The sequence below is a fragment of the Pseudomonas sp. 9.1(2019) genome, from assembly GCF_009910445.1.
GTDB lineage: Bacteria > Pseudomonadota > Gammaproteobacteria > Pseudomonadales > Pseudomonadaceae > Aquipseudomonas > Aquipseudomonas paraversuta.
In genome coordinates, this window is sequence record NZ_VBWF01000006.1 from 109,446 (window position 1) to 132,464 (window position 23,019).

19 protein-coding genes and 1 pseudogene are annotated in these 23,019 nt (G+C 59.2%); all 20 read left to right on the forward strand.

The features are described from left to right. The first annotated feature begins 25 nt into the window (after positions 1 to 25). Positions 26 to 538 carry a type VI secretion system contractile sheath small subunit gene (gene tssB / locus FEZ21_RS10315; protein ID WP_127195858.1) on the forward strand — a complete coding sequence of 171 codons (513 nt, stop codon included), beginning with the start codon at positions 26 to 28 and terminating at the stop codon, positions 536 to 538. 10 nt (positions 539 to 548) lie between these two features. Then, positions 549 to 2,039, forward strand: a complete 1,491-nt coding sequence (gene tssC, locus FEZ21_RS10320; RefSeq protein ID WP_010656799.1) for a type VI secretion system contractile sheath large subunit — start codon at positions 549 to 551, stop codon at positions 2,037 to 2,039. Positions 2,040 to 2,120: 81 nt separating this feature from the next. Continuing rightward, positions 2,121 to 2,591 carry a type VI secretion system tube protein Hcp gene (locus tag FEZ21_RS10325; RefSeq protein WP_003446705.1) on the forward strand — a complete coding sequence of 157 codons (471 nt, stop codon included), beginning with the start codon at positions 2,121 to 2,123 and terminating at the stop codon, positions 2,589 to 2,591. A gap of 105 nt (positions 2,592 to 2,696) precedes the next feature. Next, positions 2,697 to 3,185, forward strand: a complete 489-nt coding sequence (gene tssE, locus FEZ21_RS10330) for a type VI secretion system baseplate subunit TssE (RefSeq protein ID WP_160627030.1) — start codon at positions 2,697 to 2,699, stop codon at positions 3,183 to 3,185. Further along, entirely contained in the window at positions 3,178 to 5,058 is a 1,881-nt protein-coding gene (tssF, locus tag FEZ21_RS10335; RefSeq protein WP_160627032.1) for a type VI secretion system baseplate subunit TssF, read from the forward strand. Before tssE ends, tssF begins: the two co-directional genes overlap by 8 nt. Continuing rightward, on the forward strand, positions 5,043 to 6,029 hold the full coding sequence (tssG, locus tag FEZ21_RS10340) for a type VI secretion system baseplate subunit TssG (protein ID WP_010656797.1): 987 nt from the start codon (positions 5,043 to 5,045) through the stop codon (positions 6,027 to 6,029). The genes tssF and tssG overlap by 16 nt, the downstream gene beginning before the upstream one ends. After that, positions 6,022 to 8,649, forward strand: coding sequence for a type VI secretion system ATPase TssH (gene tssH / locus FEZ21_RS10345; protein WP_160627034.1), 2,628 nt, complete (start codon positions 6,022 to 6,024; stop codon positions 8,647 to 8,649). Before tssG ends, tssH begins: the two co-directional genes overlap by 8 nt. Further along, entirely contained in the window at positions 8,621 to 8,935 is a 315-nt protein-coding gene (locus tag FEZ21_RS10350; protein ID WP_373683728.1) for a hypothetical protein, read from the forward strand. Before tssH ends, FEZ21_RS10350 begins: the two co-directional genes overlap by 29 nt. A 172-nt stretch (positions 8,936 to 9,107) precedes the next feature. Further along, positions 9,108 to 9,743, forward strand: coding sequence for a hypothetical protein (locus tag FEZ21_RS10355; protein ID WP_160627037.1), 636 nt, complete (start codon positions 9,108 to 9,110; stop codon positions 9,741 to 9,743). Between the two features lie 77 nt (positions 9,744 to 9,820). Next, positions 9,821 to 10,159: pseudogene (locus tag FEZ21_RS10360) on the forward strand (type VI secretion system ATPase TssH); the annotation flags it as partial. 172 nt (positions 10,160 to 10,331) lie between these two features. Beyond that, a complete protein-coding gene (locus FEZ21_RS10365) occupies positions 10,332 to 10,976 on the forward strand; it encodes a hypothetical protein (protein ID WP_160627039.1) in 645 nt (214 codons plus the stop codon). A 261-nt stretch (positions 10,977 to 11,237) separates the two neighbouring features. Beyond that, the gene (locus FEZ21_RS10370; protein ID WP_178092368.1) at positions 11,238 to 11,927 is read left to right on the forward strand and encodes a hypothetical protein; all 690 of its coding nucleotides are present in this window, start codon (positions 11,238 to 11,240) and stop codon (positions 11,925 to 11,927) included. A 352-nt stretch (positions 11,928 to 12,279) separates the two neighbouring features. After that, positions 12,280 to 12,651 (forward strand): DUF4280 domain-containing protein, encoded by a 372-nt coding sequence (locus tag FEZ21_RS10375; protein ID WP_003446719.1) that lies wholly within the window; start codon positions 12,280 to 12,282, stop codon positions 12,649 to 12,651. A 14-nt stretch (positions 12,652 to 12,665) separates the two neighbouring features. Beyond that, the gene (locus FEZ21_RS10380; RefSeq protein ID WP_010656794.1) at positions 12,666 to 14,750 is read left to right on the forward strand and encodes a type VI secretion system Vgr family protein; all 2,085 of its coding nucleotides are present in this window, start codon (positions 12,666 to 12,668) and stop codon (positions 14,748 to 14,750) included. Beyond that, positions 14,737 to 15,273 (forward strand): type VI secretion system lipoprotein TssJ, encoded by a 537-nt coding sequence (gene tssJ / locus FEZ21_RS10385; RefSeq protein WP_003446723.1) that lies wholly within the window; start codon positions 14,737 to 14,739, stop codon positions 15,271 to 15,273. The genes FEZ21_RS10380 and tssJ overlap by 14 nt, the downstream gene beginning before the upstream one ends. Next, positions 15,260 to 16,600, forward strand: a complete 1,341-nt coding sequence (gene tssK / locus FEZ21_RS10390; protein WP_160627040.1) for a type VI secretion system baseplate subunit TssK — start codon at positions 15,260 to 15,262, stop codon at positions 16,598 to 16,600. Before tssJ ends, tssK begins: the two co-directional genes overlap by 14 nt. Then, complete coding sequence (icmH, locus tag FEZ21_RS10395; protein ID WP_160627042.1) at positions 16,597 to 17,802, forward strand: type IVB secretion system protein IcmH/DotU; 1,206 nt, start codon at positions 16,597 to 16,599, stop codon at positions 17,800 to 17,802. The genes tssK and icmH overlap by 4 nt, the downstream gene beginning before the upstream one ends. 45 nt (positions 17,803 to 17,847) lie before the next feature. Beyond that, positions 17,848 to 21,117, forward strand: a complete 3,270-nt coding sequence (gene tssM, locus FEZ21_RS10400; protein WP_160627044.1) for a type VI secretion system membrane subunit TssM — start codon at positions 17,848 to 17,850, stop codon at positions 21,115 to 21,117. A 426-nt stretch (positions 21,118 to 21,543) separates the two neighbouring features. Next, a complete protein-coding gene (locus FEZ21_RS10405; protein WP_127195870.1) occupies positions 21,544 to 22,245 on the forward strand; it encodes a response regulator transcription factor in 702 nt (233 codons plus the stop codon). 218 nt (positions 22,246 to 22,463) lie between these two features. Next, positions 22,464 to 22,679 (forward strand): hypothetical protein, encoded by a 216-nt coding sequence (locus tag FEZ21_RS10410; protein WP_160627046.1) that lies wholly within the window; start codon positions 22,464 to 22,466, stop codon positions 22,677 to 22,679. Positions 22,680 to 23,019: the final 340 nt, after the last annotated feature.

Genomic DNA, 23,019 nt, shown 5'->3' on the forward strand with positions numbered 1-23,019 from the left:
TGTTAATCGTGATTGAGGGTCAAGTATGTCCAGCACTGCAAGCAGTCAAAAATTTATAAATCGCAATCGTGCTCCGCGGGTCCAGATTGAATACGACGTCGAACTCTATGGCGCCGAAAAGAAAGTTGAAATCCCTTTTGTCAATGGCGTGTTTGCCGATCTTTCCGGTTCCAATACCCAGGGGTTGCCCTCGGTGGCCGATCGCAAGTTTCTGGACATTGACGTCGACAACTTTGATGAGCGCATGAGTGCCATTGCGCCGGCGCTGAAGTTCAGCGTGACCAATGAACTGACCGGTGAAGGGCAACTGCCGGTCCAGCTGGATATTCAGCGCATGGATGATTTCAGCCCGGGTTCCATCGCCCGCAATATCGAGCCGTTGCGCAAGTTGCTGGAGGCCCGTAATCAACTTTCCAACTTGCTGACCTATATGGACGGCAAAAGTGGTGCCGAGCAACTGGTCGCCCAACTGCTCGACGATCCGGCATTGATGAACTCATTGCTGCAACAGGCCAAACCCGCCGTCCCCGCTGAATAAGGTTCCAATCATGCCTGCAACTGAACAGCTTCAAAGTCAAGATAGCCAGGCCACCACCCTGGAGGCCGACAGTTTTAGCAGCTTGCTGCAACGGGAGTTCAAACCCCGCAGCGAACAGGCCAGTGACGCCCTGCACACCGCGGTGCAAACCCTGGCCGAGCAGGCACTGGGTTCTGTGCACCTGATTGCCGATGACACCCTGAGCACCATTGAAGCGCTCATCGCCGCCATCGACAGCAAACTTTCAAGCCAGGTCAATGCGATCCTGCACCATGAAGCCTTTCAAAAGCTGGAGTCGGCGTGGCGCGGCCTGCATCACCTGGTGAGCAATACCGAGACCGATGAAAAGCTCAAGATCCGCTTTATCAACATCTCCAAGGCCGAGGTGGCCCGTGAACTGAAGAAGTTCAAAGGCGCGGCCTGGGATCAGAGCCCGCTGTTCAAGAAGATTTATGAACATGAATACGGGCAGTTCGGTGGCGAGCCCTTCGGTGCCTTGATCGCAGACTACTACTTCGATAACAGCCCGCCCGATGTCGAGCTGCTGGCCTCCATGGCCAAAATTGCCGCGGCGGCCCATGCGCCGTTGATCAGTGCGGCCGACCCTGGGGCCCTGTTGATGGACTCCTGGCAAGAGCTGGCCAACCCGCGGGACCTGGGCAAAATCTTCCAGACCCCGGAGCATGCCGCCTGGCGCAACTTCCGCAGCTCGGAAGACTCGCGCTATGTGGGCCTGACCCTGCCGCGTTTCCTGGGGCGAATTCCCTACGGCGCCAAAACCGCACCGGTGGAAGATTTCAACTTTGAAGAAGTGACCCGGGGCGATTCGGCCAACTACCTGTGGGTTAACTCCGCCTATGCCATGGGCCTTAACATCAACCAGTCCTTCAAGCAGTTTGGCTGGTGTTCACAGATCCGTGGTATCGAGTCCGGCGGCGCCATCAGCGGCCTGCCGGTGCACACTTACCCCAGCGAAGACGGCGGGGTGGACATGACCTGCCCGACCGAAATCGCCATCAGCGACCGCCGTGAACTGGAGCTGGCCAATAACGGTTTCATGCCGCTGGTGCACTGCAAGAACAGCTCTGTGGCCGCCTTTATCGGTGCCCAGTCACTGCATAGCCCGCAGCAATACGACGACCCGGATGCCACGGCCAACGCCCGACTGGCCGCGCGCCTGCCTTATCTGTTCGCCACGTGCCGTTTTGCCCACTATCTGAAATGCATCGTGCGCGACAAGATCGGCTCGTTTAAAGAGCGCGCGGAAATTGAAAACTGGCTCAACGGCTGGATCAATCAATACGTTGACCTTAATCCGGCCACTGCCACCGATGCCGACAAGGCGCGTAAACCCCTGGCGGCAGCCGAGGTGGTGGTGGAAGAAGATGAAGGCAATCCAGGGTTTTACCGGGCCAAATTCTTCTTGCGGCCCCACTACCAACTGGAAGGTTTGACTGTTTCATTGCGACTGGTTTCCAAGTTGCCTTCGGTTAAAGCATAACGTTTAACAGCATTGTTAGCACAACAGGGCTTTCCCTGATGTGGTTCTTCACCCTGTGGTGATTATTCCTGGGAGTACATTATGATATTGGTAAAGTTTGATAAAGAAATCAAAGGCACCTCGACCGTTGAAAAGTATAAGGAGTGGATTGAGTTTGAATCCTACTCATTGAATGTATCGCGCCATGTTCAAGTGCAAGGCAATGACCGTGATGTGGGGCAGGCGTTTATCTCTGAATTCTTGTTGACCAAAGGCGCCGATAAAACCTCGCCGGAGTTCTTTATCCAGTCGTTGGTGGGCACTGCATTTGATTCGGCCACTATTGTTGTGCTGCATGCGGCCGGCTCGTCGAAAACGTCGCAAGAATTGCTGCAAATTACACTGACCAAGCCTGTTGTCAGCTCTTTTTCTACGCAATGCACCGCGAACAATCGTCCTACCGAACACCTGTCATTGAACTTTATCAACATCAAGTATAAGTACGTCCACTTTGACGGTGATGTGAATAAAGGCTCCGTTGAAAAGTCTTATGACGTGTTTGCCAAGGCTTAACCCTTTGGCTTCAGGGTGCCCGCCCCGGTTGTAACAGGGCACCCTGGATTTAAAAGTTGTGCCATGTCAGTCAGTTTATGTGCGACACGCGATCAGGGTATTGGTATGAACAGCAGGGCCTGTACATTACTGGAACGCTTGAGTCTTGGTCTTCATCCCCAAGTTCCGTCAATCCACTCTTTCAATAGAGAAACGCTTTTGTCGCGGCTGCGCTCCGACCTGAGCACGCTGCTCAATACCAGCGGGCTGGCGGGTGGCCAGGACCTGAGTGCCAGCCCTTATGCGGCGACCTCGGTGATTAATTACGGTATCGGCAATGTGGCGGGGCAAACCCTGTCCGGTCTTGCCCCGCACCTCCTGGAGCGACGTATTCGGCAGGCCATCTTTACTTACGAGCCGAGAATCATTCGCCATAGTCTGCAGGTGTCGTGGGTTGCCAATGGCAGTGAGCCCATGGCCGACATGCAATTTCTGATTCAAGGGCAGCTGCGTTGCGCAATGCAGGTGTACCCCTTCACGTTTCGTTCTTTGTGGAATACCCAAAGCGGTGCGGTGCATATCGACACCCCTGACGGTGTGCAACACCATGGATGAGCGCCTGTTGCGCCTGTATGAGCGCGAACTTGAGTTTTTGCGCGAGGGGGCGGGTGAATTCGCCCGGATCTACCCCAAAGTCGCCAGTCACCTCAACCTGGACTCCCGGCACGACCCCGATCCCGGCGTCGAGCGCCTGCTGGAGGGCCTGGGGTTTCTGACGGCGCGTATTCAATTGCAAATGGAATCCGAGTTTCCACACTTCACCAGGAATTTGCTGGAACGGGTTCAACCCCACTCTTTGGCGCCACTGCCGTCCATGGCGGTGGTGCAGTTAACCCCGGATCTGCATCAGGGCAGCCTGGTCAAGGGTTTCTCTCTGGCGGCCGACAGCGCTTTGAGTGCCTTCGCCGATGTTGAGGGCCAGAGTGCCCGTTGCGAATGGCGCAGCCTGCAGCCCGTGACCCTATGGCCATTGCAGATCGAGTCGGCAGAGTACCTGCCCAGTGCCAACCTGCTTTCGGGTGTGCCCGCCGGGCTCGCCGTGGAGGCCCATTCGGCCATCAGGCTGCGCTTGAAAACCACTGCCGGCACCCTGTTCAATCAATTGGCCCTGGAACACTTATGCCTGTACCTGGGGCGCCCCGGAGCGCCGACGCTGGCGGTGCATGAAGCGTTGCTGTCGCGCACCCTAGGCATTATCGCCAGGCCGTCGGGCAGTGATGATGACGGGTGCGAGGTGATCGAACCCGGGCACATCAGCCAGGTTGACCTGGAGCCCGGGCAGGATGCGCAGCTCAAGCCGCGCGCTGGCGACGGTGCCGACGCTTTTGCCCTGTTGAGGCGCTTTCTGGCGTTTCCCGAAAGCCAGCGTTTCATCCGCCTGTGCGGCCTGGGACCTGCGGTTCGCCGCTGTGGCACCGACTCGCTGGAACTGGTGTTCTTGTTGGCACCCTTGTCAAATCCGCTGCCGGCGGATCTTGACCCTTCGTTTTTCAGCCTGTTCTGTGTGCCGGTGCAGAACCTGTTCAAAAAGCGCACCGACCGGATCAATCTGCAGCAGCACCGCACCGATATCGATGTGGTGGTCGATCAGGCCAACCCTTTGCATCATGAAATACATCAGGTGCTGCAGGTGCAGGGTTACTTTCGCGGCGGTCGCGAGCACCAGCGTTTCGTCCCTCTGTATTCGCCCCTGGCCGGCCAGGCCGAGGCCCGGGGCACGGGCTTTTTCCAGTCCCAGCGCAGGCCTTCACGACCCATGGCGTCGGGGTTCAATGGCCAGCCGCCCTACGCGGGCTGTGACCTGTCCATCACCCTGGTGGACCCCGAGCACCCGCCGTACCGCCCGGATCTGCATCAATTGGCGGCCGATGTCATCTGTTCCAACCGGCACCTGGTGCAGCACATCCGTTTTGGCAAGGGCAACACCGATTTCGTCCTTGAAGTCAGTGCGCCGGTGATCTCCATTCGGCGCCTGGCCGGGCCGTCGGCGCCGCTGTCCCTGCCGGTCTCGGGCGCAGGTCCGTGGAGCGCGATCCAGCATTTGTCGCGTAACTTTCTGCCGCTGGCAGATGCGGACGGTCAGGCGGGAGCCGCTGCCCTGCGCGAGATGTTGTCGCTGTACATCGCGTCCGATGATGCCGTGCTGCAACGTCTGCTCCAAAGCATCCTCTCGTTACGCGCCAGTGTCCTCACCCGGCGTCTGGCCGGGCCGGGGCCGGTGGTGTTCGGGCGCGGGCTGCAGTTTGAACTGACCCTCGACGATGCGGCGTGCGAAGGCATCGGTGCCTTTGTTTTTGGGGGCGTGCTGGAAGGGTTTTTCGCCCGTTACGCGGCCATCAATTCCTTTACCTGCACGGTGTTGTACACCCGGGGCCGGGGGCTGATTCACCGGTGGCCGGTCAGGGGTGGCCAATGCATGGTCCTGTAGATTTCTGGGCGCAACTGCAGAGCGCTGCCTGGCGCTTCGATTTTTTCAGTGCCTTGCGCTGCATCGATGCCCTGGACCCGCGCACGCCAAGGTTGGGCACCAGCGAACACTTGCAGCAGGACCCGCTGCGTCTCGGGCAGGCAGTGTCGCTGGGCTTCGAGCCGGGGATGCTGCGCAACCTGCAACTGCGCGAGGGGCGGGCGGCCCGGCTGGCGGTTACGTTTTTTGGCCTGACCGGGGTCAACGGCCCGATGCCGCTGGCATTCAGCGAGGACGTTTTGTCCCGGCAAATCAATCACAACGATTTCCTGCTGGCGGACTTTCTCGACATCTTCCATCACCGCCTGTTGTGCCTGCTGTATCGCAGCTGGGCGATGACCCGGCCGGCGGTGTCGGCCGACCGTCCCGGGCAGGACCGTTTTGCGGATTATGTACAGGCCTTCACGCCCCGTGGTGAGCGCTATTACGCCGCTCAGTATGTCGACCAGCGGCGTAGCGCCGAAGGGCTGCTGGCGGTGTTGCGCGACCATCTGCAAATGCCGGTGCGGTTGCAGCAATGGTTCGGCCGCTGGAGCGAACAGACCGCCCTGCAGCAACCCCGGCTTGGCGGCGCCGGTGCCGCACAACTGGGGCACAGCGCGTTGCTGGGGCGCCGGGTATGGAATGCCCAGCACAGCGTTCGCCTGGTGCTGGGGCCCCTGACGATTGCCCGGCTGGAGCAATTTTTGTCCGCCGCTGCGCTGTTACAAAGCCTGACCCGTTTGGTCGATGACTACCTGGGCAGCTGTTTTGAGTGGGATGTGCAACTGCTGATCGCCGATGAGGCTGAGCCGGCAGTGCGCCTGGGAGCCAACCAGGCATTGGGCCTGGCTTCATGGTTGCCCGGCACATCGCGTTCGCTTCATTCACGGGCTTGCGTCTTGAGCAGGGCCCGTCTTCACCGACTTCAACAGGAATTGAGCCATGACTGATATCAGCCGCGCCAAGCTATTTGGCAAACTTGACCACCTGGCGTTCCAGGCCATGGAGTCTGCCACCAGCCTGTGCCGTCTGCGCGGTAACCCCTACGTTGAGCTGGTGCACTGGTTTCAACAAATGTTGCAGGAGCCCGACTCCGATCTGCGCCGGATCAACGAACGGTTCGGGCTGAACAACGCCCGGCTGGTGACCGACCTGATCAACGCCCTCGAGCGTTTGCCTGCCCGCTCCGGATCGGTGATTGACCTGTCTGGGCAACTGGACGAAGCCATGGAGCGCAGCTGGATATACGGTGCGTTGCAGCTCGATGCGGTGAAGATTCGCAGCGGCCATATATTGCTCGGGGTGCTGGGCACCAGTAATTTGCGCCATACCTTGTTCGCCATGTCGCGGGAGTTCGAAAAGATCAACCGCGAACTGCTGATGGAGCAGTTCAGCGAGATCGTGCAGCGTTCACCGGAACAACCGGCGACCTTTGTCGAGGGCGATATAACCAATGTCCCAGGTCAGTCTTGCAGTGCCTTGCAGCGCTACACCAGCGATCTGACCGAGCAAGCCCGGCGCGGCGAGCTGGACCCGGTGGTGGGGCGTAATGATGAAGTGCGCCAGTTGATCGATATCCTCATGCGCCGGCGCCAGAACAACCCCTTGCTGGCAGGCGAGGCGGGGGTGGGCAAGACCGCCGTGGTCGAAGGGTTTGCCCAGCGTATCGTTGCCGGTGACGTGCCCCAGGCGTTTCGCCAGGCACGGGTGCTGGCACTGGATATCGGCCTGTTGCAAGCGGGCGCCGGGGTCAAGGGCGAGTTTGAGCAGCGCTTGCGTCAGGTGGTCGATGAGGTTCAGGCCGCGGCAGTGCCGACCCTGTTGTTTATCGATGAAGTTCATACCCTGGTGGGGGCCGGGGGGCAGGCGGGTACCGGTGATGCGGCCAATTTGCTCAAGCCGATGCTGGCCCGGGGTCAGCTGCGCACCATTGGTGCCACCACCTGGGACGAATACAAAAAGCACATCGAAAAAGATCCGGCCCTGAAAAGACGTTTCCAGGTGCTGCGGGTGGATGAGCCCAGCCCCGAAGTGGCGATCAATATGTTGCGCAGCGTACTGCCCACCTTGCAGGCACACCATCAGGTGCAAATTCTCGACGAAGCGCTGCATGCGGCGGTGAACCTGTCCCACCGTTACTTGCCTGAGCGTCAGCTACCGGACAAAGCCATCAGCCTGCTGGACACCGCCTGTGCCCGGGTGCGCATCAGTCAGCAGGCATTGCCGGGGGAGCTGGCAGACCATCGCGAGCGCCTGGCCTACCTGCACGCAGAAAAATCCATGGTGCAGCGCGAACAGGCCATCGGCCTGGGGGATCCCCAGCGTTTGCTCAACCTTGAGCAACAGCTGCGCGAAGAGCTGCATGACGGGCGAGGGCTGGAAGCGCGCTGGCAGATCGAAGCGGCATGGGTCGAGGAAATCCAGCAGCTGCGCGAACGCCTGCAGGCCGAGGATGAAGGCGAGTTTCCTGAGCGGGCAGCCCTGCTGGAGCGTGCCGATGCATTGCAGCAGCGCCTGCAGGCCGCCCACGCCAGGACCGCGGCCCTGGTGCTGCCCGATGTCGACGCCCAGGCCGTGGCGGATGTGTTGCAGGGCTGGACCGGGATTCCGCTGGGCACGTTGCAGCGCGATGAACTGGACACCATCCTCGATCTGGCCGCCAGCCTTGAGCACCGCATCATCGGCCAGCCCCATGCCCTGCAGGCGATTGCCAGCCGCATCCAGACCTCCCGCGCCGGCCTCGACCACCCCGGCAAGCCTGTGGGTGTGTTCATGCTGGCCGGCCCCTCCGGGGTCGGCAAGACCGAGACCGCGCTGGCCCTGGCCGAGCTGTTGTATGGCGGTGAACACAACCTGGTCACCATCAACATGAGCGAGTACCAGGAGCCCCACAGCGTGGCCTCCCTCAAGGGCGCGCCGCCCGGCTATGTCGGTTACGGCGAAGGCGGCGTGTTGACCGAAGCGGTTCGCCGCCGCCCGCACTGCGTGATCCTGCTGGACGAAATGGAAAAGGCGCACCGCGACGTACATGAAGTGTTCTTCCAGGTTTTTGACAAGGGCTGGATGGAAGACGGCGAAGGGCAGGTCATCGATTTTCGCAACACCCTGATCCTGATGACCACCAACGTCGGCACCGAGGCGCTGTTCAACCTGCGCGGCGGCGAAACAGCCCAGGACCTTGAGCAGTTGCTGCGCCCGCAACTGCTCAACGTATTCCCCCCGGCACTGCTGGGGCGGCTGGTGGCCATCCCGTACTTCCCCCTGAACGACGAGATGCTGGGCAGCATTGTTGAAATGCAGTTGCAGCGCGTGGTGCAACGGGTGCAGAGCCGTTATCAGGTGCCCTTGCACTACGACGCGGGCCTGGTGGCGCATATCGTCGGCCAGTGCACCGACCGCCAGAGCGGCGGCCGTATGGTCGACACCATCCTCACCCGTGAGTTGTTGCCACAGATGAGCCGGGTGTTTTTGCAATGGACCAAGGATCAGAAAGCTCCTAAGAGTCTGAGTTTGAANACCCCCGGCACTGCTGGGGCGGCTGGTGGCCATCCCGTACTTCCCCCTGAATGACGAGATGCTGGGCAGCATTGTTGAAATGCAGTTGCAGCGCGTGGTGCAACGGGTGCAGAGCCGTTATCAGGTGCCCTTGCACTACGACGCGGGCCTGGTGGCGCATATCGTCGGCCAGTGCACCGACCGCCAGAGCGGCGGCCGTATGGTCGACACCATCCTCACCCGTGAGTTGTTGCCACAGATGAGCCGGGTGTTTTTGCAATGGACCAAGGATCAGAAAGCTCCTAAGAGTCTGAGTTTGAAAATCGCAGAGGGCGGGGTAGGGCTGGAAGTTGAGATGTAAAGATAGCCGCAATGTTCTGGAGCTGGTTAATAGCCGCTCCACTATGTTTTCAGGCAGGTTTGTTGAGCCTTGTGCAGGTTAGACACTACATTTTTGGATTTTGAAGTGCTTTGGGGGATGCTTCTCGAAGCGGCTGGGTTAATGGTTTTAAATGCCAAGGTAAGTGCAGAGTATGAGTTTTAAGCTGCTACATAGATCGATTGATTATCGGGCACACATGGAAGCAACTAATGGAGGGGGCTTTTGTTTTGGTCAGACATGGTTGTGGATGTCTGAAATCATATCTGGGGTGTCAGGTGACTTGTCGCCACCCAATTTTTTGACGGGGGGGAAGATACAGGCTGAGTACGAAGCTCATTATGATGCGTGTGGCGGCTCACTGCCTTTTGTGGATGTAAAAGTGTCTGAATTGCGGTTGAAAGTGCCCGATAAGTGCTTGGTGCAACGTAGCGCCCAGGATCATGAATCCTCGGTTGAATTGGTGAATGAGTTTTCGCTGGCGTCGGGCGAGAATGCGGTTATTTATATGTCTTGGATGATAGCTGGTAAATGTCCGTTACTCAAAGTGATGCGTAATAGTTCCCATGCAATGGGATTGCTCAAGTTGAAGAATAATGGAAAAATTTATCTGTTTGATGCTAATCACGGAGTCCTTGAATGGGTAAGGGAGCCGGGGGTTAAATTAAAAAAAGATATAAAGAAGTTCATGCTTCAGAGTCCCGGTCGATCCGTATTGATTATGCGGTCGGCCATGATGCTGTCCACCAAAAGTGATATACCGCTAAATGTTGAGCATGTCATTGTGTAGTGTCGACAGCGTGATGTCTGTAGAAGGGGCGTGTCGTGGTAGAGGGCAATAACCCCTCGTTCAGCGTACGGAGTAAACCCCCGGCACTGCTGGGGCGGCTGGTGGCCATCCCGTACTTCCCCCTGAATGACGAGATGCTGGGCAGCATTGTTGAAATGCAGTTGCAGCGCGTGGTGCAAAGGGTGCAGAACCGTTATCAGGTGCCCTTGCACTACGACGCGGGCCTGGTGGCGCATATCGTCGGCCAGTGCACCGACCGCCAGAGCGGCGGCCGTATGGTCGACACCATCCTCACCCGCGAGTTGTTGCCACAGATGAGTCGGGTGTTTTTGCAATGGACCAAGGGTCAGAAAGCTCCTAAGAGTCTGAGTTTGAACATCGCAGAGGGCGGGGTAGGGCTGGAAGTTGAGATGTAAAGATAGTAGCAATGTTTTGGAACTGGTTAATAGCCGCTCCACTATGTTTTCAGGCAGGTTTGTTGAGTCTCGTGCAGGTTAAACACTACAACTTTTGATGTTGAAGTGCTTTGGGGGATGCTTCTCGGAGCGGCTGGGTTGATAGTTTTGAATACTAAGGTAAGTTTAGGGTATGAGTTTCAAGCGGCTACATAGAGCGATTAATTATCACGAGCACTTGGAAGCAACTAATAGTGCAGGGCTTTGTTTGGGTCAGACATGGTTGTGGATGTCTGAAATTATAACGGGGGTGTCAGGCACCTTGTCGCCACCCAATTTTTTTATGGGGGGAAAGATACAGGCTGAGTACGAAGCTTATGATGATGCGGGTGGTAGCTCATTGGATTTTATGAATAACAAAGTGTCTGAATTGCAGTTGAAAGTGCCCGATAAGTGCTTGGTGCGACGCAGTGTCAATGATTATGATTCCTCGGTTGCATTGGTGAATGGATTTTCGCTGCCGTCGGGTGAGAATGCGGTTGTTTATATGTCCTGGAAGATAGGTGCTGATAAAAGTCCGTTGCTCAAAGTAATGCGTAAATATGATAGTTTTCATGCGATGGCATTGCTCAAGTTGAAGAGTGATGGAAAAATCTATCTGTTTGATGCTAATTTCGGAGTCTTTGAGTGGATACGGGAGCCGGGCGTTAAATTAAAAACAGATATCAAGAGGTATGTGCTTCAAAAGTACCATAGGCCTGTAGCGGCTATGCGAGGTGCCCTGATGCTGTCCACCAATAGTGATATACCGCTAAACTTTGAGCATGTCATTGTGTAGTGTCGACAGGACGTGGTTTGGCGTCAGCGTAAGTTCAGAAGTGCGCTTCAAGACGATAAAACCTTTTTCGCCATTTAGCGCTGGTTGCGTCCGCAATGGCTTGACGTGTTTCCTGAGCAACTCCAGGCGTACGCCAGCGCTACGTCACTCAACGTTAGCGGTTTGACACTCTGGGTGGTGTGTAGTCGCCCCTCAGTGTGTTGATTGGCTGAACGAAAAAGATTGTTGTGTTTTTAAGTCTGGATGTAAAAGGTGGATGTTGTGAATAAGGTCAGTATTCTGAAAGAGTGGAGCCCGGAGAAGTTGGGCCCGTCTCGGGCATTGGTTCATACGTTGCGTTACAAATATTTAATGGGCGTGGGTACGGACCTGAGCCCGTTATTATCCAGGCCGGCTGAGGAGGTGTTTAAAACCTGGGATGTGATCAGCGCATCGCTGGTTGATTTGGGTCGTATGCAAGGAGCCAGTGCGGATTCAGACGCAGAAACCATGGCCTTTGGAGAATTGGCCCTGGTGCTGGATGTGCCGATTCAAAATATCTTGGGCACCCATGCCTATGATGTAAGTTTTCCTAATCATATCGGGACACAGCCTGGAAGAAACGGCAGCACCCAGGTCACCAATTCTTATGCCTTGGTGGATGCTATTTATTCCGGGGTGACGAAAAACCCGGGCAAGAAAGTGGCGGGCGGGTTTAATCAACTTTGTACGCCGATGGAATTGCTTGGGCGTACCGCCAGAGTAATGAGCAATCATAATGAGGTGCTGCTTGTTGGGCGTCCGCATATCAATATATATCAGGGCTTGGGGGTGACGAGCCCGATCAAGGTTCGTGAGGTGTGGGTGTTGTCCAAGACTCAGGACCTCAACAGAAAAGCGTTTCTGGTGTCGAAGGCGCAACAGATAATGGCCATCAATAAAATAGCCGGCTCGCCAAAAATCATCTTGTGACGCTGTGGAACATTAGCCTTTTACCAACGAGGTGCTCACAGCGTCTTGAGGGGGGCGACTGTATAAACCTTAAGTCCTTGCTGTTTTCAAAGTGCCATGGATTTAATTTGAAAGCGCCAGGGCTTAAGGTTGCTCTCGCTGAACTTGATAAGAAAGTTTACGTGGCAGATAAGCGCTTAAGCGGATTTTCTGTTTGCGGGTATCGTCTGAAAAAACTTATCAAGTTTAGGATTATTCCTATGTGATGGTGCCTGCTTTTCTTTAGGCTGCGCCCATCAGTTATTAGCTACCGGTTGTTACCTAAAGCCATGAATCATTACGCGGAGGGCTACCTGTGCCACAACAAGTTGTAATGGGTGCGCTGTTAAGTTGCTCATTTGGCGCAGCGCCCGCCAAGTTGGCGGTGTTGCCGGTCAACCGGGTCACCGCTGAAGGCCAGCCCGCGGCCACGATCATGGATCACAAACCGATGGTCAATATCGCGCCGTTCGGTGTCTGCAAGTCGATGGCCAACCCGGCGGTGTCTGCTGCCACGTCTGCGGCGATGGGGGTATTGACGCCCATGCCTTGCATACCGGCTACCAGCTCGCCCTGGACCCCCGGGGCGATAAAAACCTTTATCGCCGGGCAACCGGCGTTACACGGCAAATGTACCTGTATGTGCAACTGGGCCGGGGTGATCAAGATCGATCACCCCGGCACCGGTAAAACCCTGGTCAGTTGAGGAGCTGTTGTGCAATGAGTGATTCTTTGCTGCCACGTTGTGGTTTTACCGGGCCACCGGGCTCAAGTGCCTTGTTGTTTGCCGGGCTGCACGGTCATGAAGGCCTGAGCGAGCTGTTTGAGTACCGGGTGAAGGTGTTGAGCCCGGAAGGGGAACTGAACGCGGACGACTGGCTGGGCAAGGCCCTTGGGCTTGAACTTCATCATTCGGCACAAAACAGCCCCTCATCGCGCAAGGTGCATGGCCATGTCTGTGGCTTTCGGCGTCTTGGCGATGAGGGGCGATTCCCCTGTTACGAGTTTTTGCTGCGGCCCTGGCTGTGGTTTGCAAGCTGTGCCAGCAACTGCCGGATTTTTCAGAACCAGAGCGTGCTGGAGGTGCTCAAGGCTGTGCTGGCGCCTTACCCCGGCGAGGTGGAGTGGGCGGCGACGGAAAGCTATGCGGCACTGGAATATTGCGTGCAATTTGCCGAGACCGATGCCGCCTTTGTCAGTCGCCTGATGGAGGAAGCCGGTCTCTATTACTTCTTCCGCCATAGCGGCGAAGGGCACAGTCTGGTGGTGACCGACTCGATGAGTGAACACCGGAGTCTGGAGGCCGGTGACACCCTGTACTGGCGGATGGGCAGCGACGACAACTTCCACAGCCTTTGGGACTGGGTGCCGCAACAGGCCCTGTGCAGCGGTCGGGTGAGTGCCGCTGATTTTGATTTCAGCAAAGCCAATACCCGTGAGGCCAGCGTGCTTGCGGCGGCGGCCTCGATCGCCGCGGGCCATGATCAGGCCGGGTTTGAGCACTACCGCTACCCCGGTCATTTTAACAACAGCGCCAGCGGTGAGGCCGCGACCAAGGTCCGGGTGCAGGCTTTGCACGCGCTGCGGCAACGGGTCGGGGCCACGGGTTGTGCGCCTTATCTGTTGCCCGGTTGCACGTTCAAGTTGTCCGGGCATGCCGACCCTGGGCAGAACGCCGAATACTTGATTACCCGGGCCACGCTGACCGCCACTTGCAGGGTTTCGTCTACCGGGGTCAGTGCACCGAGCTTCAGTTGTGATATCGAGGCCATAGGCAGCAATGCCCGCTATCGCGCCCCGGTCCAGACCCCGCGCCCCAGAATGCCCGGCCCGCAGACCGCCTTTGTGGTGGGCAAGGCCGGCGAGCAGCTGTGGGTTGATGAATTCGGCCGGGTCAAGGTGCAGTTCCATTGGGACCGTGGCGAACAGACCGACGAAAACTGTTCCTGCTGGGTGCGCGTCGCCCAACCGCTGGCAGGGCAACGCTGGGGCGCGATTTTTCTGCCGCGCATCGGTCAGGAAGTGATTGTCGAGTTTCTTGACGGCAACCCGGACCGCCCTCTGATCACCGGCAGCCTGTACAACGGTGGCATGCGCCCGCCCCATGAATTGCCGGCACAGGTGGCGCGCAGCGGGATTAAAAGCCAGTCGCTGGGGGCCCGGGATGTTTACAACGAACTGCGTTTTGAAGACAGGGACGGCGCCGAACAACTGTTGTTCCATGCCGGGCGCAATCAGGACGTCACGGTGCGCAACGATGCCCTGGAGCATGTGGGCAACGACCGCCACGTGAAGGTGGGGGGCAATTCCTTCCAGCAGGTGCTCAAGGATGCCCATCAGCATCTGGGTGGCGAATTCAATGTGTACGTTGCGGGCGGCCATTCGCTGGAGGTGGTGGGTGACCGCAGCATCAAAGTCGGTGCCGGTTACTCGATGGAAACCGGTGCCGATCACCGGTTCAAAGTAGCAGGCGGCCATTCGCTGGAGGTTGCTGGCGACAGCGATACCAAGGTCGGCGGCAAGTTCCGGCTCGGCGCCGCCAGCGTCGACCTCAAGGGCTCGCAGACCCTGACCCTCGAGGCGGGGCAGACCCTGACCCTCAAAGCCGGCTCCAGCACCCTGGTCCTGGGGCCCAAGGGGGTGGCGATCAACGGCGCACTGGTGACCATCGACGCCAAGGGCAAGGTGGACATCAACGGCGGGGGCGACAGCAGCGCCGATCCCGCCGAGGCACCGCAGCCCATCCCCACCCAGAAACCACAAATGCCCAAGCAACCCGAGGAAGCCGACCATGGTCGTGACTGACGCCCTTAGGCAGGTGCGCCGGCTGGCGCTCTGCGGCGCATCGGTGCTGGTACTTGGCGGGATGCAGGGCTGCCAGATGTTCGGCTGGTTCCAGGACCCGCCACCCGATCCGTACCGAAGCCTGCAGGTCGAGGCTGCCCTCGATGTGAATCCGGATATCCATGGGCGGCCATCGCCCGTGATTCTGACGATCTACCAACTGAGTGATGCCAAGGCATTTCTCGCGGCTGACCCGGCCAGTCTGCTGGAGCCGGGCGCAGAGCCGGCCAGCCCCGCCTGGTTGAAGCGCGAGACGTTCCAGTTAAGACCGGGCGAGGAGCTCACCCGGCGTTTTGTGCCCGAACCTGCTGTGCAGTTGTTCGGCGCAGTGGCGGAATACCGCGACCTGGAAAATGCCCAGTGGCGCACCGTGGAGGTGTTTCATGGGCAAACCCCCGAGTCGCTGCAGATCAATCTGCAACGGACCCGGGTTTCGATCCGCCTGATTCCATTACAAGGAGAAGCATCCAGTGTTCAGCAATGACCGGGTGCTGTGGTCGGAAGGGATGTTCCTCCAGCCGCAGCATTTTCAACAGCAACAACGCCACCAGCAGGCGCAACTGGTGCAGGGCCTGCAGGCTTTGCAAAGCCATGCCTGGGGCTTTACCGCGCTGAAGGTCGATGCGGCCCAACTGGCCCTGGGCTACGTGCAGTTACTGGAGTGCGCCGGCATCTTGCCCGACGGCACACTCTTCAATCTGGACACCGAGCAGCTGGCCCGCACCCGCTTTGTGGTGCCCGAGGGCGCACGGGAACTGGAGGTGGTCCTGGCCTTGCCCGCGCCGGGCATCTCGACTGTCGAAGTAAGCCGTGACAGCGGCCCCGACAGCCTGGCGCGCTACCGTCTGGTGGAAGCGCCGGCCCTGGATAGTTCGGCCCCCGACACGGGCGAGGCGACCCTGCAACTGGCGCGGCTGAACCTGATGCTGGCGGGCAAGCGCGACGTTGCACGGTCCCATGTCTATCTGGACGTGCTGCGCATCGCCGAGCGCAGCCCCGGTGGCCAGGTCAGTCTGGATGAGGGCTTTATCGCGCCGGTGTTGAACTGGCGTCTGGCCCGGCCCCTGGTCAGCTTTGTTGACGACTTTCTGAGCCGGGTCAAGCAGCGTGGCTACATGCTGGCGACCAATATGGGGGTGCCGGGGCTGGGCGGCGTGGCGGAGGTCCAGCATTTTCTGATGCTGCAAACCATCAACCGGGCCGAGTCCATGCTGGGTCATCTGGCAAGCTATCCGGGCTTGCACCCTGAGGTGCTCTACCGCGAGTTGCTGGGGCTGGCCGGGGAGCTGGCGATATTTTCTGAAAGCAGTAAACGGCCCAAAACCTATCCTGTCTATCGCCACGACCGGCTTGGCGAATGCTTCGCCCCGATCATGGACGATCTGGCCTATACCCTCAGCGCCCAGGCCGGTACCGATGTCATTCCTCTGGTTTTGCACGAGCGCGAACATGGTATCCGCTTTGCCGCCGTGCTCGACTCAAGCCTGTACGCCAGCGCCCGCTTTGTGCTCGCGGTGCGCGCCCAGGTGCCGGACGATGAACTGCGCAAGGTGTTCCCGACCCGCCTGAAAATTGGCCCTGCAGAGCGGGTAGCCGACCTGGTGGACCTGCAGTTGCCCGGGCTTGGCGTCAGTGTCTTGCCGGCCGCTCCGCGGGAACTGCCCTATTACGCGGGCTTCAGCTATTTCGAGCTGCAAAGCGATCATCCGCTGTGGCAGGAACTCAACACCGGTGCCGGTTTCGGACTCCATCTGGCCGGTGACTTCCCCGGCTTGCAACTGGCCTTCTGGGCGATCAAGGACCCTCAATGATTCGTCGTTTTGTCTCTCCGTTAGCCCGTATCAGGGCGCGTTTGCGTGCCTCTGCACAACCCGCCGGCCCGGCTGAAGCATTGCCCCCGCTGAGCAGCGACGGGCTTGGCCAGCGCGCCAGTGACCTGTTGTATGAAGTGGTACTGCTGCGCGGTCTGGAACGTGCGCCGGATCTGGATGAGCTGCGGGCCCGACTGGTCACCAAGGTGCGCACCTTTCATCGTCAGGCCATGGCTGACGGGGCTTCGCTGGATACGGTGGAACGGGCCCAGTACGCCATCTGTACCTTGCTCGATGAATTTATTTCGGGCTCCGAATGGGGGCGCGGCGGTTGGTCCAGACACAGTCTGTTGATGATCTTTCATGGCCAGACCTCCGGTGGTGACGGTTTTTTCGCCTACCTCGACGCCGCGGAACTCAAGCCCCAGGAAAACCTTGCCCTGCTGGAAGTGATGTACCTGTGCCTGGCCCTGGGGCTGGAAGGCCGCTATCGCATCCAGAGCGAGGGGCGCGCGGCACTGGCGTTGCGCCGCAACCAGCTGTTCGAAACCATCCGCCTGCAACGCGGCTACCTGCCCAAGGCCCGCCTGGACGAGCATTTGCGTTCGTGGAGTCGCGGCTACTTCAGCCGACGCCAGCGCTATGTCTGGTGGGGCTGTGGCGCCCTGTTGCTGGTGCTGGCCGCGGGCCTGACCTGGCACCTGGAAAATCGCGCCTATCAGACCCTTTTACGTTTGCAGGCACTGGAGCAGGCCCCGCTGATCAGCTTGACCCAGTCCCTGGCCGAGACGCTGTCGGCCGATTTGCGTGCGGGGCGTCTGAACCTGCTCGAAGACGGGCAGGGGGTGCGCATCATCATCAGTTCCTCGGGCCTGTTCGCCACCGGCGGCAGTGAAGTGGCGGCGCCCTATGAGCCAGTGTTGTCGCGCATTGCGGCGGCCCTGGAGCAGTGGCCGGTGCAGATCAAGGTGATCGGGCATAGCGATGACACGCCGGTGGCCAGAGGCCTGGGCTCCAATCAGGCCTTGTCGCTGGCCCGTGCCGAGGCGGTATTGCACAGGTTGCAAGGCAATCAGATCGACCCGGCGCGCTTTACCGCTGAAGGACGTGGCGAATTCGAACCCTTGTTCGCCAATGACAGCCCGGACAACCGGGCCCGTAACCGTCGGGTCGAAATCTTTGTGTACCCCGCCGAGCTGTAAGCCGGGCGCCTTCCCTCAACCTTCTACCTTGCGGATGTTGCTGCCATGCTCCTGCGTGTTTTGAAAACCCTGCTGCGGGCCTCGCCCTGGCTGCTGGGGCTGCTATTTACGATGTATCTGATCCTGATCCATGGCCCGCGCCTGGCGGTTGACGGTCATGTGCCGCTGGCCGCTCTGGTGGTGCGCCTGCTGCTGTGTGGCGCGCTGCTGCTGGTGGCCGTGCTGCTGGTCTGGCTCGGGCGGCGTGGCAAGCAGCAGGCCGAGCCGCAAGCGGTCGCCACGGCAGCGGTGCTCGACGAGTTGACGGAGCGCGAACTGGCATTGCGCGAACGGCTGTGTGCATGGCGCCAGCGCACCGGGGGCAAATTGCCGGGGTTGCTGGTGATCGGGCCGGCCGGGGTCGAGAAGGGGCCCTTGCTCGGGTTGCCGGCCAATGCCGATGAAGACTTGCGCTGCAGTGCCGTTGACGGCTATGGGCTGTTTGAAATCGGCGGCCACCTGGTGAGCCAGCGCCACCCGCAGGAAGTGCGGCTGTGGCGTCGCTTGCTGGATGACCTGGGGCAGTCGGGCGCCTCGGGCCAGCATCCGCGTGGAGTGATCCTGGTGCTATCGGCCGCCCGGTTGCAGGGCGCGACAGAGGTGGAGCGGGACCAGATTGCATTGAGCCTGCGCGCGCGTCTGGAAGAGCTGGCCAGCCGCTTCGGCAAAGGGCTGACGCTGCAGTTGATCATCAGTGAATGCGAGCAGTTGCCCGGCTATGGCGAATCACTGGCCTGGCTACCGGCGGACCGCCGCGAGTTGAGCGTGGAATTCGCCCCGGCCACCCGCAACCGGCACTTGCTCGCCACCCTCGAACAGCGCATGGCTGCCCTGATCGAGGGCCTCGACAGCAGTGAGTTCGAGCGTCTGCAGCGCGAGCCGGATGTTCAGGTGCGCGCCCGGCTGTATGGCTTCATACCGATGTGGCGAGGGTTTGCACTGACATTGAACGGGCTGCTGAACACAGCGCTGGCCCAGGAGCCGGGCATTGCCCAGGTCGCCTTGCAATCCATACGTTTCAGCGCCCGGGCAGCCACCCCGGAGTCGCCGGCGCCGGCCCTGCTGCGGGCCTTGCAGACCTGCCGCCGGCCGGGCCGGATACGCACCCCGTTGCGTCAGGCCGGTGCCTGGTGGCGACCGCGGGCGCACTATCTGATGCTGGTCGCCAGCCTGCTCGCCGGGTTGTTGTTACTCAATCTGTACCGTGATCAGGACCGGCGCCTGGAGCAGGTTGATCAACACATTGCGGCATTGCAGCAGGCGCTGCCCCATGGGGTACCCGTCGCGCTGGGGGCCGGGGCACTGCTGCGGCTGGACCGGCTCGCCGGCATAGCCCGGCTTCTCGATCGGCGCTGGAGGGTCTGGGCCACCGATCGCCAGTTACGTCAGTTGTCCGGGCAGTTGTATGCCCGGGATCTGCAGCAGGTTTTGCTGGTGGATCTGTTGCAGCGCTTGCATGGCAGTTTGCATGGCACCACTGACGAGGGGCTGCGCGAGAGCCTGGGGCTGTATTTAATGCTCGGTGGCGAGGCGCCCATGGATGCCCGCTCATTGCGTGACTGGTATGCCCGGGCTGCGGGCGGCCCCGGTGAAGCCTACCGCCTGCGGCTGGATCAGCATCTGCAAGGCCTGCTCAAGGGGTTGGCGCAGTCCGGCCCGGTGCCGCTGGATCGCGGCCTGATCGAGCAGGTGCGCAACCGGCTGGCGGCGCAACCGCTGGCCCAGCGTTTATACGAACAACTGCTTGAGGGGATGCGGGGTCAGGCCCTGGCCGAGTTCAGCATTGCCTCGGTGCTGGGGGCCGAGGGCATGCTGCTGTTCGCCCGGCGCAGCGGCGAAAGCCTGGTGGAGGGTGTGCCGGGGTTGTATACCCGGGAGGGTTATCGGCGTTTCGAGACATTGCTCGAGCCCTTGCTGACGGTCGGGTTGCTGCAAGAACGTCGACTGCTGGGGCGCTCCGAAGTGCTGGCTCTGGAGCCTGTCAAACGCGAGATTCTGGCGCTCTATCATCAGGACTACATTGCCCACTGGGAGGGTTTTTTCGACGATCTGCAAATCGCCGGCCTGGACCAGCATGAACACCTGCCGCGGCGGTTGATGCAATTGGCCCGGACCGATTCGCCGCTGCTGGTATTACTGCAGGCCGTCGCCGGGCATACCGAACTGACCCCCGCAGCATCCCCCGAGGGCTGGCTGGATATGGCGCAAAAGCAGGCGCAGCGTCTTCAGCCTGTGGCCGAACCGGGCGAGACCGCTGCCGCGCCCCCGGAGCATCCGGTGACCGGGCACTTCCAGCCTTTGCATCGCTGGCTCGCTGCTTCGGCACCCGAGCCGCCGGCCCTGGCAGTGCGCGCAGCAGTCAAAGGTGCCGCTTTATTGATGCAGGCCAATCAGAAAGCGCCTTCCCTGAAAGTCACGGTGCCGCCCAACGAGGTGTTGCAGCGTTTGAATGAGGAAATCGAGCAGTTGCCCGGTCTGCTGCAGCCGGTTTTCCTCGACGTTGCCGAGATTGGCCAGCAGCAGGTACAGCAGCAGGGCCGACGCTCGCTGGCCACTGCCTGGGCCGCTGAAGTGGCGCCATTGTGCGAGCGCGGACTGAGCGGGCGTTACCCGTTTGCGGGTGACTCGGCCAGTGACGTCAGCCTCGAAGACTTCAACCGGATGTTTGCCGCTGACGGGGCATTGCAAGGCTTTGTCCAGCAGCATCTGGCGGGTTTGCTGGATACCCGTTCGCGTCCGTGGCGCCTGGGTGACAGCCTTGGGGGCGAGTCCCTCGGGGGGCCATTACTGCTCGCCCTGGAACAGGCCGGGCAGGTACGGGCGGGTTTTTTTCCGGCAGGCGGGACCCAGGCAGGCTTCGAATTTGAGCTCAGCCCGCTGACCATGAGCGAGCGCATCGCCAGCTTCACCCTGCACATCGATGACAAGCGCCTGGACTATCGGCACGGACCGTTGCGCGGGGTGACTTTCGGTTTTCCGGGCAAGGCCCTGGGGACGCAGATTCGCCTCTCGGCCACCTTGCTCGATGGCCGCACCCTTACCCGGCGCACCGAAGGGGCATGGGCCTGGTTTCGTTTGCTTGATCAGGCCCGGCAGATACCAACCGACAATCCCCAGGTCCGGCAACTGGTTCTGGACTTCGAAGGGGAGGAGGTGCGCTTGCAGCTGCGGGCAGGGCGCCAGGGCATGGCTTTGGGTCGTGAAGCACTGAATGGCTTCCGCTGCCCCTCGATTGGTACTTCAGCTGAACCGCTTCAGCTTTCAGAGCTTTCCTAAATACAGTAACCCGTTGTTCATATAGCTTTCTCTGCGTCATCGGACCTGACCGTCATCTGGACGGTTTCAAACCTTGAGGCGGGTGAAATAATCATTCCGTTGCGATTGCTGCCACTCCTTTAAACGGGGCGCGCCTGTAATCCGTCTCCCGCGATGTGCGTCTTGAAACCCGGATCAACAGCCGTGAGTGGGCGTTACTCTGTGCACAACATCGCCAGCTCGGCTTTTACGCAGAAAAAGCTGAACTGGCGCAGGCTTGAGCGGTGCCAATACTGCTTTGAGTTGGTTCAAGGTGCTGGCCGAACAAGGTGTCGTCGAATGATGCCGAGGGGGGATTTGATCGGTAAGAGTATTTCTGCTTTTAACTAAAAGCACCCGGCCTGCAAAAGGTATTTGCAACAGTCAATGCTTATAAAGGAGTTTCTGATGGCTTCATTATTACGGCCGGCCCGGCTGATGCTGCTGGATGATCACGACCTGGTCTTGCAGGGTATGTTGCAACTGTTGAGGCAAGAGCAGGATATGGAAGTCGTCGGGCACTTCACCCGCAGCCGGGAATTGATTGATGCGTTGAGCCAGCCCGGCATGGAAGTTGACATAATCATCATGGATTACACCCTGAGTCCGGGGGAAATTGACGGCTTGAATTTGATTCGCGGTTTGCGGCTTCGCTTTCCGGATATTCATTTACTGATTATTTCGGCATCCCACACTCCTGCAACTGTGGCGCTGGCCCTGCGTTGCGGAGCCAAGGGGTTTATCGGTAAAGACATGTGCTCCAGTCAACTGGCAGTTGCCGTACGCAGACTGGTGGGCGGGCGCGGTTACCTGCATCCGCAGATGGAGTCGAATCTGCAATACAACGGGGTTTCCATTGCTCAGGGGCAGCGCAATGGCCTGGCCAAACCCACCGGTGTGGACATGCTGGTCAGAACCAGTGAGTTGTCATTTCGTGAACGTGAAGTATTGCGTTGTTGTCTGGATGGCATGTCGGTCACGCAAATCGCGTTGAAATTCGAGCGCAGTGTCAAAACCATCAGTACTCAAAAGCAGGCCGCCTTTAAAAAGCTCGGGCTGCGCAGTGATAATGAATTGTTTAAGATTCGCTCGCAGTTTGAAGGTGATTAAGTGATGGCCGCTGTTAGTGGGTCGGACACTATTGGGTTCTAATAATGGCCTGATTTTTGCCGGGTTATTATAAGAATGTTCTTATTTTTGATTTTTAGAGTGCTGCTATATTTTTTTAAATGCCGTCTGCTGATTCAGAAGTATGTCTGTTGCTCAAGCAGTACTGCGTTGGAGGGGATGGATTCCCCGTAGAGTCTACTTACTTATAAGGATATTCGATGGACAGTGTTGTGGCTTTATCACAGGCAATTCTCCGGATCAGTGAAAATCAGACGGTGCTGAGTATCATGATTCGTGAACTTACGGATGGTGTCGATTTATCGGTAAATTGCGTGAATGCGCAACTCCTGGCCTGTTATGTCGACATGCTGGATAAAAACCATTTGTTGCTGTTGGACGCTTTATGTCAGCTCAACTCCCAGGAAGTACTTTAGCGGGTTGCAAATGGCTGGCCTGATGGTGAATTCAAAATTTGTCTGGCAACGATGCCGGGCGATGGTACGGGCTCGGGCCCCGAGGATCTGCCAGTGTCGGGTCGGTTGTTTGCTCAGGGTCGGCGCCCGCTATGCACCCGCATGCACTCTGCGAGCAGTGATACCCACCCATGATCCGGTATCCCGTAGTCCTGCGCGCCCATCGGGTGCCGGGTGATTGCCTCGGCAGCCGGCCGGGCAATGGGGTACGCCAAGAAAGTTTTCAGGCGCGATCGCAGCGGCCGCAGGTTTGTCTGGGGCCTGTTGCTGGCCTCTGCCTGTTTTCGGAGCATGGCCCAAG

Coding starts and splice junctions, on each gene's coding strand:
- tssB (WP_127195858.1), top strand. CDS start 26: ATGTCCAGCACTGCAAGCAGTCAAAAATTTATAAATCGCAATCGTGCT.
- tssC (WP_010656799.1), top strand. CDS start 549: ATGCCTGCAACTGAACAGCTTCAAAGTCAAGATAGCCAGGCCACCACC.
- FEZ21_RS10325 (WP_003446705.1), top strand. CDS start 2,121: ATGATATTGGTAAAGTTTGATAAAGAAATCAAAGGCACCTCGACCGTT.
- tssE (WP_160627030.1), top strand. CDS start 2,697: ATGAACAGCAGGGCCTGTACATTACTGGAACGCTTGAGTCTTGGTCTT.
- tssF (WP_160627032.1), top strand. CDS start 3,178: ATGGATGAGCGCCTGTTGCGCCTGTATGAGCGCGAACTTGAGTTTTTG.
- tssG (WP_010656797.1), top strand. CDS start 5,043: ATGCATGGTCCTGTAGATTTCTGGGCGCAACTGCAGAGCGCTGCCTGG.
- FEZ21_RS10355 (WP_160627037.1), top strand. CDS start 9,108: ATGAGTTTTAAGCTGCTACATAGATCGATTGATTATCGGGCACACATG.
- FEZ21_RS10365 (WP_160627039.1), top strand. CDS start 10,332: ATGAGTTTCAAGCGGCTACATAGAGCGATTAATTATCACGAGCACTTG.
- FEZ21_RS10375 (WP_003446719.1), top strand. CDS start 12,280: ATGGGTGCGCTGTTAAGTTGCTCATTTGGCGCAGCGCCCGCCAAGTTG.
- FEZ21_RS10380 (WP_010656794.1), top strand. CDS start 12,666: ATGAGTGATTCTTTGCTGCCACGTTGTGGTTTTACCGGGCCACCGGGC.
- tssJ (WP_003446723.1), top strand. CDS start 14,737: ATGGTCGTGACTGACGCCCTTAGGCAGGTGCGCCGGCTGGCGCTCTGC.
- icmH (WP_160627042.1), top strand. CDS start 16,597: ATGATTCGTCGTTTTGTCTCTCCGTTAGCCCGTATCAGGGCGCGTTTG.
- tssM (WP_160627044.1), top strand. CDS start 17,848: ATGCTCCTGCGTGTTTTGAAAACCCTGCTGCGGGCCTCGCCCTGGCTG.
- FEZ21_RS10405 (WP_127195870.1), top strand. CDS start 21,544: ATGGCTTCATTATTACGGCCGGCCCGGCTGATGCTGCTGGATGATCAC.
- FEZ21_RS10410 (WP_160627046.1), top strand. CDS start 22,464: ATGGACAGTGTTGTGGCTTTATCACAGGCAATTCTCCGGATCAGTGAA.